The following is a 14,335-nucleotide window of genomic DNA, read 5'->3' on the forward strand; positions in this document are numbered from 1 at the left end:
GACCCCCCATGCGTGATCGCACCCGCTATCTCTACCTGGCCGTCATCGCGGCGGTGCTGCTAGGGATCATGGTCGGCTTCCTCTGGCCGGACGCCGGGCAGGCGCTGAAGCCCCTCGGCACCGGTTTCGTCAACCTGATCAGGATGATGATCAGCCCGATCATCTTCTGCACGATCGTGCTCGGCATCGGCTCGGTCACCAGGGCCGCCAAGGTCGGCAAGGTCGGCGGACTCACCATCGGCTACTTCCTGCTGATGTCCACGGTCGCCCTGATCATCGGGCTGGTGGTGGGCAACCTCATCGACCCCGGCTCCGGCCTGCAGCTCACCGACGCCGCCAAGAAGGCCGCCGAGGACGAGGCCGCCAAGGGCGCCGCCTCCGGGACCTCCGACTTCCTGCTCGGCATCATCCCGGCCACGCTGGTGTCGGCCTTCACCGAGGGGCAGACGCTCCAGACGCTGCTGGTCGCGCTGCTCGTCGGCTTCGCGCTGCAGGCCATGGGGCCCAAGGGGACGCCCGTCCTGACGGCCATCGAGCACATCCAGCGGCTGGTCTTCCGCATCCTGGGCATGGTCATGTGGGCCGCGCCCGTCGGCGCCTTCGGCGCCATCGCCGCGGTCGTCGGGGCCACCGGCGTCAAGGCGCTGCAGAGCCTGGCCATCATCATGGCCGCCTTCTACGTGACCTGCCTGCTGTTCGTCGGCCTCGTCCTCGGCCCGCTGCTGTGGGCCGTGGTCAGGATCGGGATCTGGCCGCTGTTCCGGTACCTGGGCCGCGAGTTCCTGCTGATCCTGTCCACGTCGTCGTCGGAGGTCGCGCTGCCGCGCCTGATCGCCAAGATGGAGCACATGGGGGTCAGCCGGACCGTCGCCGGCATCACCGTGCCGACCGGCTACTCCTTCAACCTCGACGGCACCGCGATCTACCTGACCATGGCCACCCTGTTCATCGCCTCGGCCACCGGGGCGCCGCTGCAGTTCGGCGAGCAGATCGCGCTGCTGCTGTTCATGATGGTCGCCTCCAAGGGCGCCGCGGGCGTCACCGGCGCGGGCCTGGCCACCCTGGCCGGCGGCCTGCAGTCGCACCGGCCCGAGCTGGTCGACGGCGTCGGCCTCATCGTCGGCATCGACCGCTTCATGTCCGAGGCGCGGGCGCTGACGAACTTCGCCGGCAACGCGGTCGGCACCCTGCTCGTGGCCACGTGGACGGGCGACCTCGACCGGGAGCGGGCCGCGCAGGTGCTGTCCGGGAACGCGCCGTTCGACGAGGCGACGCTGCTGGACGAGGAGGAGGACCGGCCCGAGCCGCCGGCCGAGGAGGAACGCCGCGAGATGTCCCCCGTGTGACCCGCGAGAGGTCAGGGCTTGCGGCCGATGCCCGCGTACCCCATCCTGGCCAGCTCCTTGTCGATGAACCGCGCATCCTCGGGGTCGGCGAACGGCCAGCCGACCTCGGGGCCGAGCCCGTTGGCCAGCCCCGGCTCGACCAGCTCGAAGTCGCCGAAGAAGCGGCCGATCTCGATGCCCGGCCGCGGGCAGAACGGCAGGTTGGCCCGCTGGTAGAACGCGCTGACCCGGGCCAGCCGCTCCGGCTCCGCGTCGGTGCCGACGTGCGAGATCGCCAGGTAGCTGCCGGGCGCCAGCGCCTGCCGGTAGGCGGCCACGAACCGGTGCGGCTCGTCCTCGTCCGGGACCAGGTGCAGGAAGAACATCATCAGCACCGCCACCGGCCGGTCGAGGTCCAGCACGGCCCGCACGTCGGGATGGCCGAGGACCTTCTCCGGCTCGCGGCCGTCGGCCAGCACCATCGCGACCCGCCGCGGGTCGGCCAGCAGGGCGCGGCCGTGCGTGGCGACGACGGGGTCGTTGTCGACGTAGACGACCTGCGCCTCGGGCCGGAAGCGTTGCGCCACCTCGTGGACGTTCTCCCGCGCGGGCAGGCCGGAGCCCAGGTCGAGGAACTGGGTGACGCCCTGCCGGCACAGGTACTCGACCACCCGGCCGATGAGCTTCCTGTTCTGCCGGGCGCCCTCCCTGACCTCGGGGAAGACCCCTTCCACCAGGGCGGCCAGGGCCCGGTCGGCCTTGAAGTTGTCCTTGCCGCCGAGGAAGTAGTCGTACATCCGCGCCGCGTTGGGCGTGTACGGGTTCACGCCTCGCGGCGCCGGCTCCGTCATGCGCCCCATGCTCGCAGAAGGAGGCGCGCCGTTCACGGCGCGGGTCGTTTCCGGCGCGAGGCTCTCACAGGGCGGGCAGGCGCAGCACGAACCTGGCGCCGCCCGGGCAGTCCTCGGCGCGGATCTCGCCGCGGTGCGCCAGCGCGACGTCCCGCGCGATCGCCAGCCCGAGCCCGGTGCCGCCCGCGTCGCGGCTGCGGGCGGCGTCCAGGCGGGTGAAGCGCTCGAAGATGCGCTCGCGGTCCTGCGGCGCGATCTCGGCGCCGTCGTTCTCCACCGCCAGCACGGCCGTGCCCCCGTCACCGGCGCCCGCGTCACCGGCGCCCGGCTCCCTGGCGTCCGGCTCCCTGGTGACCGTGACGCGGACGGTGCGCTCCGCGTGGCGCTGGGCGTTGTCCAGCAGGTTCGTCAGGACCCTGGCGAGCTGCAGCCGTACGCCCTCCACGACGACCCCCTCGGCCAGCCTCACGCGCACGGGCAGCTTGCCGCCGCGCACGGCCAGCTCGTCGCGGACCAGGCCGCCCAGGTCGACGGGTTCCTTGGCCATGTCCACGCGCGAGCCGATCCTGGCCAGCAGCAGCAGGTCGGTCATGATGGCCTCCAGGCGGTCGGTGTCGCGCAGGGCGCTGTCCACCAGCGCGCCGAGGTCGGTGTCGTCGGGGTAGAGCTGGGCGCTCTCCAGCTGGGCGCGCAGCCCGGCGATGGGTGTGCGCAGCTCGTGCGAGGCGTCGGAGGCGAACTGCCGCTGCTGGTGCGCCGAGCGTTCCAGACGGGCCAGCGTGCCGTTGACGGACCTGGCGAGCTGGGCGACCTCGTCGTCCCCGGGCGGCTGGGTGACCCGGCGGCTCAGGTCGCTGGCGTTGACCTCGTCCAGCTCGGCCCGCATCGCCCCGACCGGGCGCAGCGCCCGGCCCATGACCAGCCAGGTCGCCCAGGTGGCCAGCGCGATGAGGGCGGCGATCTGGACCAGCACCACCACGTCCAGGGTGTGCGTGGCCAGGATCCTGGGGGTGGCGCGCCCGGCGTAGACGACGCGCGCGCCGGCGTCCGGCGACGTGCGCACGGCCGTCAGGTGCAAGCACATGCCGGGCAGGCAGCTCGTGGTGCTGAGGACCCGGTGGTCCGGGGTGGGCCGGACGTCGCTCAGGGGCGGCAGCCTGCGGGCGCTGTCGCTGGCCGACTCCACGCGGCCGTCGGGGGCGACCACCTGGACCATGTCCACGGACGGGTTGGGCACCACCGGCTCGGCGCCGCGGGACAGGTCGCCCGCGCGGGCCTGCGCCGCCACCCGCTCGGCGAGGTCGCGGGTGTCGTGCCACACGTTCGACTCGATCACGGACCTGGTCAGCGCGACTCCGCCGATCCCCGCGGGGACCAGCACGGCGGTGGCGACGGCCGCTGCCACGAGCGTGACGCGGCCGCGAAGGGACCTCGCCCAAAGGCGTGACACTCCCTGAGGCTACTCACCGTGATTGCCGGGATATGCCGCGTCAAGGGAAAGTTTGCCCCATGGTCGGGACGCCCTCGCCCGCCGCCGCCCTCGCGCCGTCCTCAGGCTGGAGCCGCACCGTCAGGTCCGGAGCCGCACCGTCAGGTCCGGAGCCGCACCGTCAGGTCTGGAGCCACACCGTGGTGTCCGGCGGGAGGGCGCCCTCGGCGGTGAGCGGGCCGCTGGACAGCACGACCTCGCCGGCCGGCAGCTCCACCGCCGTCTCGCCCGTGTTCAGCACGACGACCAGGCCGGGGGAGCGTTCGATCGCCAGGACGTCCTTCGCCGAGTCCAGCCAGGTCAGCGTGCCGCCGCCGAGCGCGGGGTGCTCCTTGCGCAGGCGCAGCGCCCTGCGGTAGAGGTTCAGCGTCGAGCCGGGGTCGTTCTCCTGGGCCTCGGCCGACAGCAGCGCCCACGAGTCGGGGATCGGCAGCCACGGCTCGCGCCAGCCGTACCCGGGGGCGGAGGTCCACGGGATCGGGACACGGCAGCCGTCGCGGCTCTCGCCGCGGCGCTTGAACGCCGGGTCCTGGCGCAGCTCGTCCGGCAGGTCGAGCACCTCCGGCAGGCCCAGCTCCTCGCCGTTGTAGAGGTAGGCCGAGCCGGGCAGCGCCAGCATGAGCAGCGTGGCGGCGTTCGCCCTGGCCAGGCCGCCGTGGCGGGTGACGTGGCGGGGCTTGTCGTGGTTGGACAGCACCCAGGTGGTGGGCGCGCCGACCATCTCGGCCTCGGCCAGGGACTTCTCGATGACCGCGCGGAAGGACTTGGCGTGGAAGTCGGCGACCATGAAGTCGAAGTTGAACGCCTGGTGCAGCTCGTCGGGGCCGACGTAGCGGGCCAGGCGCTCCGGCGTGGACACCCACGCCTCGGCCACGGCCATCCGGCCGCCCGGGTAGGAGTCGAGGATCGGCCGCCACTCGCGGTAGATGTCGTGCACGCCGTCCTGGTCGAAGTACGGGACGCTCTCCGTGCCGAGCATCTCGGCCTGGCGGCCGTCCTTCGGCCCGACGTCGGGCAGCCCGTCGGCCTTGATCATGCCGTGCGCCACGTCCACCCGGAAGCCGTCCACCCCGCGATCCAGCCAGAACCGCAGGATGTCGCGGAACTCCGCCCGTACGTCCGGGTTGTCCCAGTTGAGGTCCGGCTGCTCGGGCGCGAACAGGTGCAGGTACCACTGCCCGTCGGCGACCTGGGTCCAGGCGGGGCCGCCGAAGACGGACTCCCAGTCGTTGGGGCGGTCGCGGAAGACGTACCGGTCGCGCAATCCCGCCTGGAACCAGGGGTGCCGGTCGGAGGAGTGGTTCGGCACGAGGTCCACGATCACCCTGATGCCCAGGGCGTGCGCGTCGGTGATCAGCCCGTCGAGGTCGGCCAGCGTGCCGAACATCGGGTCGACGTCGCGGTAGTCGGCCACGTCGTAGCCGCCGTCGGCCATCGGGGAGGTGTAGAAGGGGCTCAGCCAGATGGCGTCCACGCCCAGCTCGGACAGGTATCCGAGCCGCTGCCGCACCCCCGGCAGGTCACCCGTGCCGTCGCCGTTCGCGTCGGCGAAGCTGCGCGGGTAGACCTGGTACACGACCGCGTCCCGCCACCAGTCGTCGTTGCCGAGCATGCTGTTTCCCCCCGGTCGGATGCGTGATGTCTGGTGCAGGATGACCCGCCGGCCGTTCATGGTCAAGTGTAAGTTGCGGAAAGTTGCAGTCGGGGTCCCCTATCTCTGGATACTCAAGGTGGCGAGGTCAGGGGAAGCGCCGGGCGGATCTGGATCGGGTAACGCTCTTTCGCAAGTTCTTCCAATTCTTGCAAAGAGCGGCTAACGTCCCGGAAACACAAGCCCGTGATCCCAGGAGGTCCCATGCGCACGCGAGCTCTGGGCGTGGCCGCACTCACCACTCTTGCGTTAGCCGCCACGGCCTGCGGCGGGTCGCAGCCCGCCACCCCCTCCGCGACCGGCTCGGCGGCCCCCAGCGCCGCCGCCACCCAGGCCCAAGGGGGCAAACTGGTGATCTGGGCCGACCCCAACCGGGTCAAGGCGCTCAAGCCGTTCGCCGAGCAGTTCGGCACCGAGAACGGCGTGAGCGTCGAGGTCAAGGAGATCAGCAAGGACAACCAGCAGACGTTCCTGACCGCCTCCCAGCAGGGCAGCGGCCCGGACATCATGGTCGGCGCGCACGACTGGATCGGCAACATGGTGCAGAACGGCGCCATCGAGCCGGTCAACCTCACCGACGCCCAGAAGGCCGCGTTCCCGGAGATCGCCATGAAGGCGGTCACGTTCGACGGCCAGGTGTACGGCGCCCCGTACGCGGTCGAGAACATCGCGCTGATCCGCAACACCAAGCTCGCCCCCGACGCCCCCGCGACCCTGGAGGACATGGTCAAGCAGGGCAAGGCGCTCAAGGAGGCGGGCAAGGTCAAGGAGGTGCTCTGCCTGCCGGTGGCGCAGAAGGGCGACGCCTTCCACGTCTACCCGATCTTCGCGGCGGGCGGCGGCTCGCTGTTCGGCACCACCGCCTCCGGCGACCCCGACCCCAAGAAGGTGCTGCTCGGCTCGCCCGAGTCGGTCAAGGCGTTCGGCAAGCTGAAGGACCTCGGGGAGAAGGGTGACGGCGCGCTCAAGACGTCCATCACCAACGAGAACTACATCTCCAGCTTCGCCGGCGGCAAGTGCGCCTACCTCATCTCGGGCCCGTGGGCCATGGGCGACGTGAAGAAGGGCGGCATCTCCTACGACATCACGCCCGTCCCGTCGTTCAAGGACGGCAAGCCGGCCACCCCGTTCGTCGGCGTCCAGTCGTTCTTCGTCGCCTCCAAGGGCAAGAACAAGGCCCTGGCGCAGGAGTTCGTCGCCAACTACGTGACCAACAAGGACGTCGCCAAGGCCCTGTACGCGGCCGACCCCCGCCCGCCGGCGCTGACCGAGGCGCTGCAGGAGGTCGGGGCGAGCGACCCGGACGCCGGCAAGTTCATGGACGCCGGCAAGAACGGCATGCCGATGCCCGCCATCCCGGAGATGCAGGCGGTGTGGGAGCCGTTCGGCATCGCCGAGGCTGCGGTCGTCAAGGGCGGCGACGCGGCCAAGGCCGCCGAGGCCGCGCAGAAGGCCATCGACAGCTCGCTCAAGAACTGAGCCGTCATGTCGTCCCCGCCCGCCGTGGACGTCCGTGAGGCGAGGGGGGCGCACGCGCCCCCCAAGCCCCGCCGGGAGATCACCACGGCCTTCCTGGTGAGCAGGATCGCGGTGCTCGCCGTGGCCGCCGCGCTCCTGCTCTACGCCCTGCCGCCGCTGGTGGCGGCCCGGTCGTGGCCGGCCGTGGTGATCCTGTGCGCCGCCACCGCGGCCATCGCCTACCTCTACCTGACCCGCCGCTTCGTCCCGGCCAAGTACCTGATCCCGGGCACCGTGTTCCTCATCGCCTTCCAGGTGTTCCCGGTCCTCTACACGGTGAGCACGGCGTTCACGAACTTCGGCGACGGCCACCGCGGCGACAAGCGGGCCGCGATCACCGCCATCGAGTCGGGCTCGGTGCGGCAGGCGCCCGGCTCGCCCGAGTACAGCCTGACCGCCGCGCTCAAGGGCGAGGCGCTGGTCTTCCTGCTGGTGGACCCGGCGACCAAGCAGGTGCAGGCGGGTGACGCGGCCGGGCTCACGCCGGTGCCCGGAGCCCAGGTCGGCGTGACCGGCAAGGTGCTCAGGGCGCCCGGCTACACCGTGCTGACCGCGCCCCAGGCCGCCGCCAGGGGACAGGACGTCACGGCCCTGTCCGTGCCCACCCCCGGCGGGCTGATCAAGGCGAACGGCCTGAGCCGCGCGGTCGAGGGCCGGGCCACGCTCGTCTACGACGCGCGCTGCGACTGCGTCCAGGGCGAGGGCGACCGGTGGGCGGCCGACGAGGGCCAGGGCTACTTCGTCAACGCCAAGGGACAGCACCTGGCGCAGGGCTGGCAGGTCAACGTCGGCCTCTCGAACTTCGCCCGGGTGGTGACCGACCCGACGATCTCCCGCTACTTCGCCGGCGTCTTCGGGTGGAACGTGGTGTTCGCGCTGGCCAGCGTCGGCACCACGTTCGCGCTCGGCATGGCGGTGGCGCTGGCGCTGCACCATCCGCGCATGCGCGGCACCAAGGCGTACCGGATCGCGCTGATCCTGCCGTACGCGATGCCGTCGTTCGCGATGCTGCTGGTCTGGCGGGACATGTTCAACCGCGACTTCGGCCTGATCAACCAGCTCTTCGGGGTGGACGTGGACTGGATGGGCCAGCCGTCCACGGCCAGGTTCGCGGTCGTGCTGGTCAACCTGTGGCTCGGCTTCCCGTACATGTTCCTGGTGACGACCGGGGCGCTGCAGGCGATCCCGCGCGAGCTGACCGAGGCCGCCTCCATCGACGGGGCGACGCCGTGGAACGGCTTCCGCCGGGTGACGCTGCCGCTGCTGCTGGTGGCGCTGACGCCGCTGCTGATCTCGTCGTTCGCGTTCAACTTCAACAACTTCAACGCGATCGCGCTGACCAGCGAGGGCGGGCCGTTCCCGGCCGAGAGCCCGCAGGTGGGGGCGACCGACCTGCTCATCACGTACACGTTCAGGCTGGCGTTCGGCACGGGTGGGGCGCAGTTCGGCTTCGCCGCGGCGATCTCGGTGTTCATCTTCGCGATCGTGGCGATCATCTCGGCCGTGACGTTCCGGCGCACCCGCAGGCAGGAGGAGGTCTACGCGTGAAGCTCTCGTTGACGCTGCGGCACGTGTTCGTGCTGGTCGTGTGCGCCTTCGCGCTGTTGCCGATCGTGTTCGTGGTCTCGGCCGCGATCAACCCGCTCGGCACGCTGGCCTCGACCGAGCTGCTGCCGAAGGGGGCGAGCCTGGGCAACTTCGGCGACCTGTTCGCCTCCGACACCTATCCGTTCGCCCGCTGGTTCCTCAACTCGGTGTTCATCGCGCTGGCCTCCTCCTTCGCCAGCCTGCTGCTGTCGATGCTGGCCGCCTACGCCTTCAGCAGGATGCGTTTCGCCGGGCGCAGGACGGGGCTGCTGGCGCTGCTGCTCATCCAGATGTTCCCGCAGTTCCTGGCCATCGTGACGATCTTCATCATCTTCACCAAGGTGACCGAGATGTACCCGGCGTTCGGGTTCAACACGGTGTGGGGGCTGCTGCTGCTCTACCTGGGCGGCGCGCTGGGCGTGAACACGTGGCTGATGAAGGGCTTCCTCGACACCGTCCCCAAGGAACTGGACGAGGCCGCCACGGTGGACGGGGCCTCGCACGCGCAGATCTTCTGGCGGGTGATCATGCCGCTGGTCACGCCGATCCTCGCCGTCACCGCGCTGCTGGCCTTCATCGGGACGATGAGCGAGTTCATCATGGCCAATGTTTTCCTTCGCGACCCGGAGAGCAAGACACTGGCGGTGGGCATGTACGGGATGATCGCGGGGGACCAGCGCAACGCGAACTTCGGCATGTTCGCCGCGGCCACGCTGCTCACGGCCGTCCCGACGGTCGGGGTGTTCCTGTGGCTGCAGAAGTACATCGTCTCCGGGCTGACGGCCGGAGCCGTCAAGGGGTAGGGGCCATTGCGTTTCCTCGGCGTGCCGCACCACGACGGGTCGGCACTGTACGTCGGCGACCAGAGACCGTCACCGGGCTCCACGGTGACGGTCTGGCTGCGCGGGCGGGCACGTGAGGTCCACGTGCGCACGGTGCGCGACGGCGAGCCGCGCTTCGTCCAGGCCCGGCCCGCCACCCGCTTCAGCGCCACCCGGTTCGAGGGGGACGGCGACTGGTGGCGGGCCGACCTCGTCGCCGCCAACCCCGTCACCCCGTACCGGTTCCTCATCGACGGGCGGTCGTGGCTGACCGCGGCCGGGCTCTTCGACCATGACGTCACCGACGCCACCGACTTCCGGCTCCTCACCCACGAGCCGCCGCCCGCCTGGCTGGCCGACGCGATCGTCTACCAGGTCTTCCCTGACCGTTTCGCTAGGTCACGGCCCATGCGCGAGCTGCCGGACTGGGCGCTGCCACGCGACTGGGACCAGGATCCGGTCCAGGCCGAGGGGCCCGGAACCGGCCGGCAGTTCTACGGCGGCGACCTCGACGGCATCACCGGGCGGCTCGACCACATCGCGGCGCTCGGCGCCGACACCGTCTACCTGACGCCGATCTTCCCCGCCCGCTCCAACCACCGCTACGACGCCGCCGCCTTCGACCGCGTCGACCCGCTGCTCGGCGGTGACGAGGCGCTGGACCGGCTCGCGGACGCGGTGCACGCGCGCGGCATGCGGCTGCTCGGCGACATCACCACCAACCACTGCGGCAGCTCCCACCCGTGGTTCACCGCCGCGCTGGCCGGCGGCCCCGAGCGCGAGATGTTCTACTTCGACGGCGACGACTACGAGTCCTGGTACGGCGTCAGGTCCCTGCCCAAGCTCAACTGGGGCAGCGACCTGGTCCGCGCCCGCGTGCCGGCCGTGCTGCGCCGCTGGCTCGGCCCGTTCGACGGCTGGCGGGTGGACGTGGCGAACATGACCGGCAGGCACGGCACCGAGGACCACAACCACGAGGCCGCCCGCCTGCTGCGCCGCGAGAGCGGCCCCGGCGCCGCGCTCATCGCCGAGCACTGCCACGACGCCTCGCCCGACCTCGACCGCGACGGCTGGCACGGCACCATGAACTACGGCGGCTTCACCCGCCCCGTCTGGTCCTGGCTGCGCTCGCCCGGCCTGGACCTGCCCACCTTCCTCGGCGTGCCGGGCGGGGTGCCGCCGCGCGACGGGCTCCAGACGCTGGCCACGTTCCGCGCCTTCGCGGCGGGCGCGTCGTGGCGTTCGCTGGCGCACTCCTGGCAGCTCCTGGACTCCCACGACACGCCGCGCGTACGGACCGTCACCGGCTCCGCCGCGCGCCACCTCGTCGCCGTCGGCCTCCAGGCGACGCTGCCGGGCACGCCGATGGTGTTCGCCGGCAGCGAGTACGGCCTGACCGGCGTGAACGGCGAGCACTCCCGCACCCCGATGCCCTGGGACCGGCCCGCCGACCAGGACCTGGCGACGCTGGCGGCCTACCGGGAGCTGTTCGGCCTGCGCAGGGCCGAGCCCGCGTTACGCCGCGGCGGGCTGCGGTGGCTGCACGCCGACGCCGACTGCCTGGTTTTCCTGCGGGAGACCGAGGAGGAGTCGCTCCTGGTGTGCGCCCGCCGCGCCCCGGGCCCCGCCCTCTCGCTTCCCGCCCGGATGGAGGGCGTTTATAACGCTTGTGACACCGATGTGTTGCCAGGAGATGGCCCTTCGCTCCGTATATGGCGCACTACGTCCTGAGGCGCTACGGTGGGCGCTCCTGGTTCAGATTTAAACTAGACAGTGGTGTGTTGCGCATGAGGTTGCTCGCGGTGGCCGTCGTGGCCTCCCTACTGCCCGCCCTCCCGGCCGAGGCCCGGGCGGGCACGACGTACTACGTCGACTCCAGGAAGGGCGACGACTCGGCGGCGGGAACCAGCGCCACCAAGCCCTGGAAGAGCCTGGAGAAGATCGCCGCCGCCGACCTCAAGCCCGGCGACGCCGTCAGCCTCAAACGCGGCAGCAGATGGACCGGCACCCTCACCCTGGCCGCCAAGGGCACCGCCGCCAGGCCGATCGTCATCCAGGCCTACGGGTCCGGCCCCATGGCCCGCATCACCGGCATGGACGGCAACTGCGTCGTCGTCAGCGGCGACCACTGGCGCGTCAGCGGCGTGCGCGCCTCCCGCTGCCAGTGGGCCGGCTTCGAGGTGAGCGGCGACAACAACGAGCTGATCGGCGTGGGCGCCGACCACAACATCGCCGGCGTGCTCATCACCCCCTCCGGCTCGCGCAACGTCGTCAGGGACAGCACGATCACCGACAACAACCGGATGAGCGTCAACGACTCCGAGCCCGGCAACGACTCCGGCGCGTTCGGCGTCCTGCTCAACGGCGACAACAACGTCGTCAGCGGCAACACCATCACCGGCAGCTACGGCCCCAGCATCGACTTCGGCTACGACGGCGCCGCGGTCGAGATCTTCGGCGGCGACCGCAACCTGATCACCCGCAACATCAGCCGCGACAACCTGACCTTCACCGAGCTGGGCGCCGCCAAGGGCAGCACCGCCACGGGCAACGTCTTCTCCTTCAACGTGGTCACCACCTCGCGCGGCCGCGGCGCCTTCCTCGTCACCCGCGGGCCCAAGCACGTCGTCGGGCCGGTCAAGGGCACGATCGCCGTGCACAACTCCGTCTACCTGCCCGGCCGGCAGACGCTCGGCTGGTCCTGCCACGACGGCTGCTCGCCGTCGATACTCAAGCTCCGCAACAACGCGATCAAGGTCGGCGGGCAGGCGGGCTACGAGGACGGCAAGGGCGCCGACGAGGCGGGCAGCGTGTACATGGGGCGCACCTTCCGGTTCAAGCTGGGGCGCGGCTCCGTCCGGGCCGACCCCAAGTTCGTCTCCAGCAAGGACCTGCACCTGCGGCCCGGCTCCCCGGCGCTGGGCCACGGCGTCCGGCTCGGCCCCGAGTGGTACGGCGGCTCCTCCGCCGGAGCGCCGTCCCTGCCGGCCAGGCCCGACGCGGGGGCCTACCCGCGCTGACCCCGGCCTCGCGCGGGTCCGGCCTGCTCCCGGCGGATCAGCGCTCGCACATCGCGCTGGTGAAGGCGTCGATCAGGTGCTGCCGGTTCCGGGGGACGCCCGTGGTGTAGACGGTGGCGGCGCGTCCGGCCCGGTCGCGGCCGGTGAACACCGCGGCTCCCGGCATGTCGCCGGCGGCGAAGTAGGTGTAGCCGCAGCTCGACCTCATCCGGGTGACGCCGTAACCGTAGCGCGCGCCCTCGGGCCAGCCTTCCTGCTCGACCGGCACCGTCCTGGTCGTCATCGAGCTCAGCGGGGCCTCGGCCCAGAACCTGTTGAGGTCCTCGGGGGTGGAGACCAGGCCGCCGCTGGCCCCGAACACGTAGGTGGGCAACCGGCCGGTCAGGTCCACCTTGCCGTCCTGCGGCCGGGCGGGGTGCACACCGTAGGTGTGCGCGTGCGGGCCGCGGATGCCGTTGTCGCCCTCGGCGGGCCAGTACGTGTCACGCATCCCGTACGGCTTGAGGATCAGATCCCGGCTCACCTGGCGGAAGTCCCGGCCGCTCACCTTGGTCACGATCATGCCGAGGACGAGGTAGTTGGTGTTGGCGTAGGCGAAGGAGCCGCGGGCGGTGGGCTTGCGCGCCAGTGCCACCCGCAGGAAGTCCGGGAGGGGGCGTCCCCAGTCGATCGCGTCGAGGAACTCGGGCAGGCCGCTGGTCTGCTGCAGCAGCATCCGGACGGTGATCTTCCGGCCGTCGATCCCGGCGCCGGCGCCGGTGCCACGCAACACTCCGGGCAGGTAACGCTCCACCGTGGCGTTCAGGTCGATCTTCTTCCGGCCGGCCAGCCGCAGCACGGTCGCGGCGATGACGGGCTTGCTCGCGCTGGCGATCCTGAAGCGCCCCTGGGAGCCGATCATCGGCTTGCCGGTGCCCCGCTGCGCGGTGCCGGAGCGCCTGGTCAGAACCGCGCCGCCCGGGGTCCGTACCTGGCTCAACGCGCCCGCCATGCCGTCCTCGGCGGTGAGCACGTCAAGAGAGGACTGCGGTGAACGCGCCGCGCCGGCGGAAGCCGGGACGACAGGGGCAAGGGCGAGACAGCCGGCGACAGCGGCGGCGAGCAATTTCGACATGCCTTAAATGTCGCGGGAGGAGCGCTCAGAATCAGTCACGTCCACCTGCCTGTTCGGGTGGGGTATACTCCACCGCCTTCAGCCCAGCGCCTCCAGGGCCGCGGCGATCGCGCCCGTCAGCAGGCCGACGATCGGGATCAGCGGGCTGCCCTTGAGCGCCGCCACGGCGTGGAAGCGCAGGTCGCGGTACTCCGGCATGCCCTCGGTGCCCGGCAGCGTCAGCAGGCGCGGCTGGATCGCGGCGACGACCAGCCAGTCGAGGATCACCAGGTCGTACAGGGACATGGTGGTGAACATGACCGCTCCCGTGGCCGCCGCCGTCCAGAAGCCCAGGTCGGTGCCGAGGTCGGCGCGCATCATCAGCAGCGCCACGGTGGCCGGCGGCACGCAGCAGCCGCCCCAGAACAGCGTGCCCACCCACAGCGCGATCCGGCGGCCCTTCTCGCTCCTGGGCCGGCCGTAGCGCTCCTGGACGGCGGCCGGGTAGTCGCCCAGCAGGAAGTCACGGCTGGCCGCCGCCCCGGCGAGGCCGCCGACGTCCCGAGCACCGCGCGGGCAGGCCCACCCTCACCAGGCAGCGCGTCGCCCGCGCCGCGCTGCGCCTGCTCGGCCGGGCCGGCCCCGCCGAGCTGACCATGCGCAACGTGGCCGCCGAGCTGCAGGTGTCCCCGCGCGCCCTCTACAACTACGTCAGCGACCGCGACGACCTGCTGCGCGAGATGCTGGCCACCTGCCAGGCGGACAAGCCGGAGCCGCGCCTCGACCCGTCCCGGTGGCGCGAGAGCCTGCGCGCCTACTGCCGCGACCTGCGCTCCTGGTACCGCGCCCACCCCGGCATGCTGGCGCTGGCCCACGCCGAGAACCTCACCCACCTGGCCACCCCGGGCCTCATGGCGGCCGACGACGCGCTCGTCGGCTTCCTGCTGGCCATCGGCCTGCCGCCGCGGGAGGGCTACCCC

12 protein-coding genes are annotated in these 14,335 nt (G+C 71.6%); 7 read left to right on the forward strand and 5 right to left on the reverse strand.

Going from position 1 to position 14,335, the window contains the following annotated elements; genetic code table 11:
* The first annotated feature begins 8 nt into the window (after positions 1–8).
* Complete coding sequence (locus KME77_RS08135; RefSeq protein WP_219463560.1) at positions 9–1,346, forward strand: cation:dicarboxylate symporter family transporter; 1,338 nt, start codon at positions 9–11, stop codon at positions 1,344–1,346.
* Between the two features lie 11 nt (positions 1,347–1,357).
* Here the strand turns inward: KME77_RS08135 and KME77_RS08140 are convergent, their stop codons facing one another.
* The 3 genes from KME77_RS08140 to KME77_RS08150 all read right to left on the reverse strand — a co-directional run bounded on the left by KME77_RS08140 (position 1,358) and on the right by KME77_RS08150 (position 5,277).
* Positions 1,358–2,176, reverse strand: a complete 819-nt coding sequence (locus KME77_RS08140) for an SAM-dependent methyltransferase (RefSeq protein WP_219463562.1) — start codon at positions 2,174–2,176, stop codon at positions 1,358–1,360.
* A gap of 64 nt (positions 2,177–2,240) precedes the next feature.
* On the reverse strand, positions 2,241–3,581 hold the full coding sequence (locus tag KME77_RS08145; protein ID WP_308250610.1) for a sensor histidine kinase: 1,341 nt from the start codon (positions 3,579–3,581) through the stop codon (positions 2,241–2,243).
* A gap of 205 nt (positions 3,582–3,786) precedes the next feature.
* Positions 3,787–5,277, reverse strand: a complete 1,491-nt coding sequence (locus tag KME77_RS08150; RefSeq protein ID WP_219463565.1) for a glycoside hydrolase family 13 protein — start codon at positions 5,275–5,277, stop codon at positions 3,787–3,789.
* 243 nt (positions 5,278–5,520) lie between these two features.
* On the opposite strand from KME77_RS08150, the gene KME77_RS08155 reads away from it, so the two are divergent.
* The 5 genes from KME77_RS08155 to KME77_RS08175 are packed head-to-tail and all read left to right on the forward strand — an operon-like array spanning position 5,521 to position 12,262.
* Entirely contained in the window at positions 5,521–6,795 is a 1,275-nt protein-coding gene (locus KME77_RS08155) for a sugar ABC transporter substrate-binding protein (protein WP_219463567.1), read from the forward strand.
* Between the two features lie 6 nt (positions 6,796–6,801).
* A complete protein-coding gene (locus KME77_RS08160; protein ID WP_219463569.1) occupies positions 6,802–8,382 on the forward strand; it encodes an ABC transporter permease subunit in 1,581 nt (526 codons plus the stop codon).
* Positions 8,379–9,224 carry a sugar ABC transporter permease gene (locus KME77_RS08165; protein ID WP_219463570.1) on the forward strand — a complete coding sequence of 282 codons (846 nt, stop codon included), beginning with the start codon at positions 8,379–8,381 and terminating at the stop codon, positions 9,222–9,224. Before KME77_RS08160 ends, KME77_RS08165 begins: the two co-directional genes overlap by 4 nt.
* A gap of 6 nt (positions 9,225–9,230) precedes the next feature.
* Entirely contained in the window at positions 9,231–10,973 is a 1,743-nt protein-coding gene (locus KME77_RS08170) for a glycoside hydrolase family 13 protein (protein WP_246609406.1), read from the forward strand.
* A 56-nt stretch (positions 10,974–11,029) separates the two neighbouring features.
* Positions 11,030–12,262, forward strand: a complete 1,233-nt coding sequence (locus tag KME77_RS08175; protein ID WP_246609407.1) for a right-handed parallel beta-helix repeat-containing protein — start codon at positions 11,030–11,032, stop codon at positions 12,260–12,262.
* Positions 12,263–12,299: 37 nt separating this feature from the next.
* Here KME77_RS08175 and KME77_RS08180 read toward each other — a convergent pair whose 3' ends face one another.
* The gene (locus KME77_RS08180; protein WP_219463572.1) at positions 12,300–13,274 is read right to left on the reverse strand and encodes a serine hydrolase domain-containing protein; all 975 of its coding nucleotides are present in this window, start codon (positions 13,272–13,274) and stop codon (positions 12,300–12,302) included.
* Between the two features lie 180 nt (positions 13,275–13,454).
* On the reverse strand, positions 13,455–13,793 hold the full coding sequence (locus KME77_RS08185; RefSeq protein WP_219463573.1) for a hypothetical protein: 339 nt from the start codon (positions 13,791–13,793) through the stop codon (positions 13,455–13,457).
* Positions 13,794–13,972: 179 nt separating this feature from the next.
* On the opposite strand from KME77_RS08185, the gene KME77_RS08190 reads away from it, so the two are divergent.
* On the forward strand, positions 13,973–14,335 hold a 363-nt coding region (locus tag KME77_RS08190), incomplete at its 3' end, for a TetR/AcrR family transcriptional regulator (protein ID WP_219463584.1).

Source organism: Nonomuraea rhizosphaerae (assembly GCF_019396405.1).
Lineage (GTDB): Bacteria > Actinomycetota > Actinomycetes > Streptosporangiales > Streptosporangiaceae > Nonomuraea > Nonomuraea rhizosphaerae.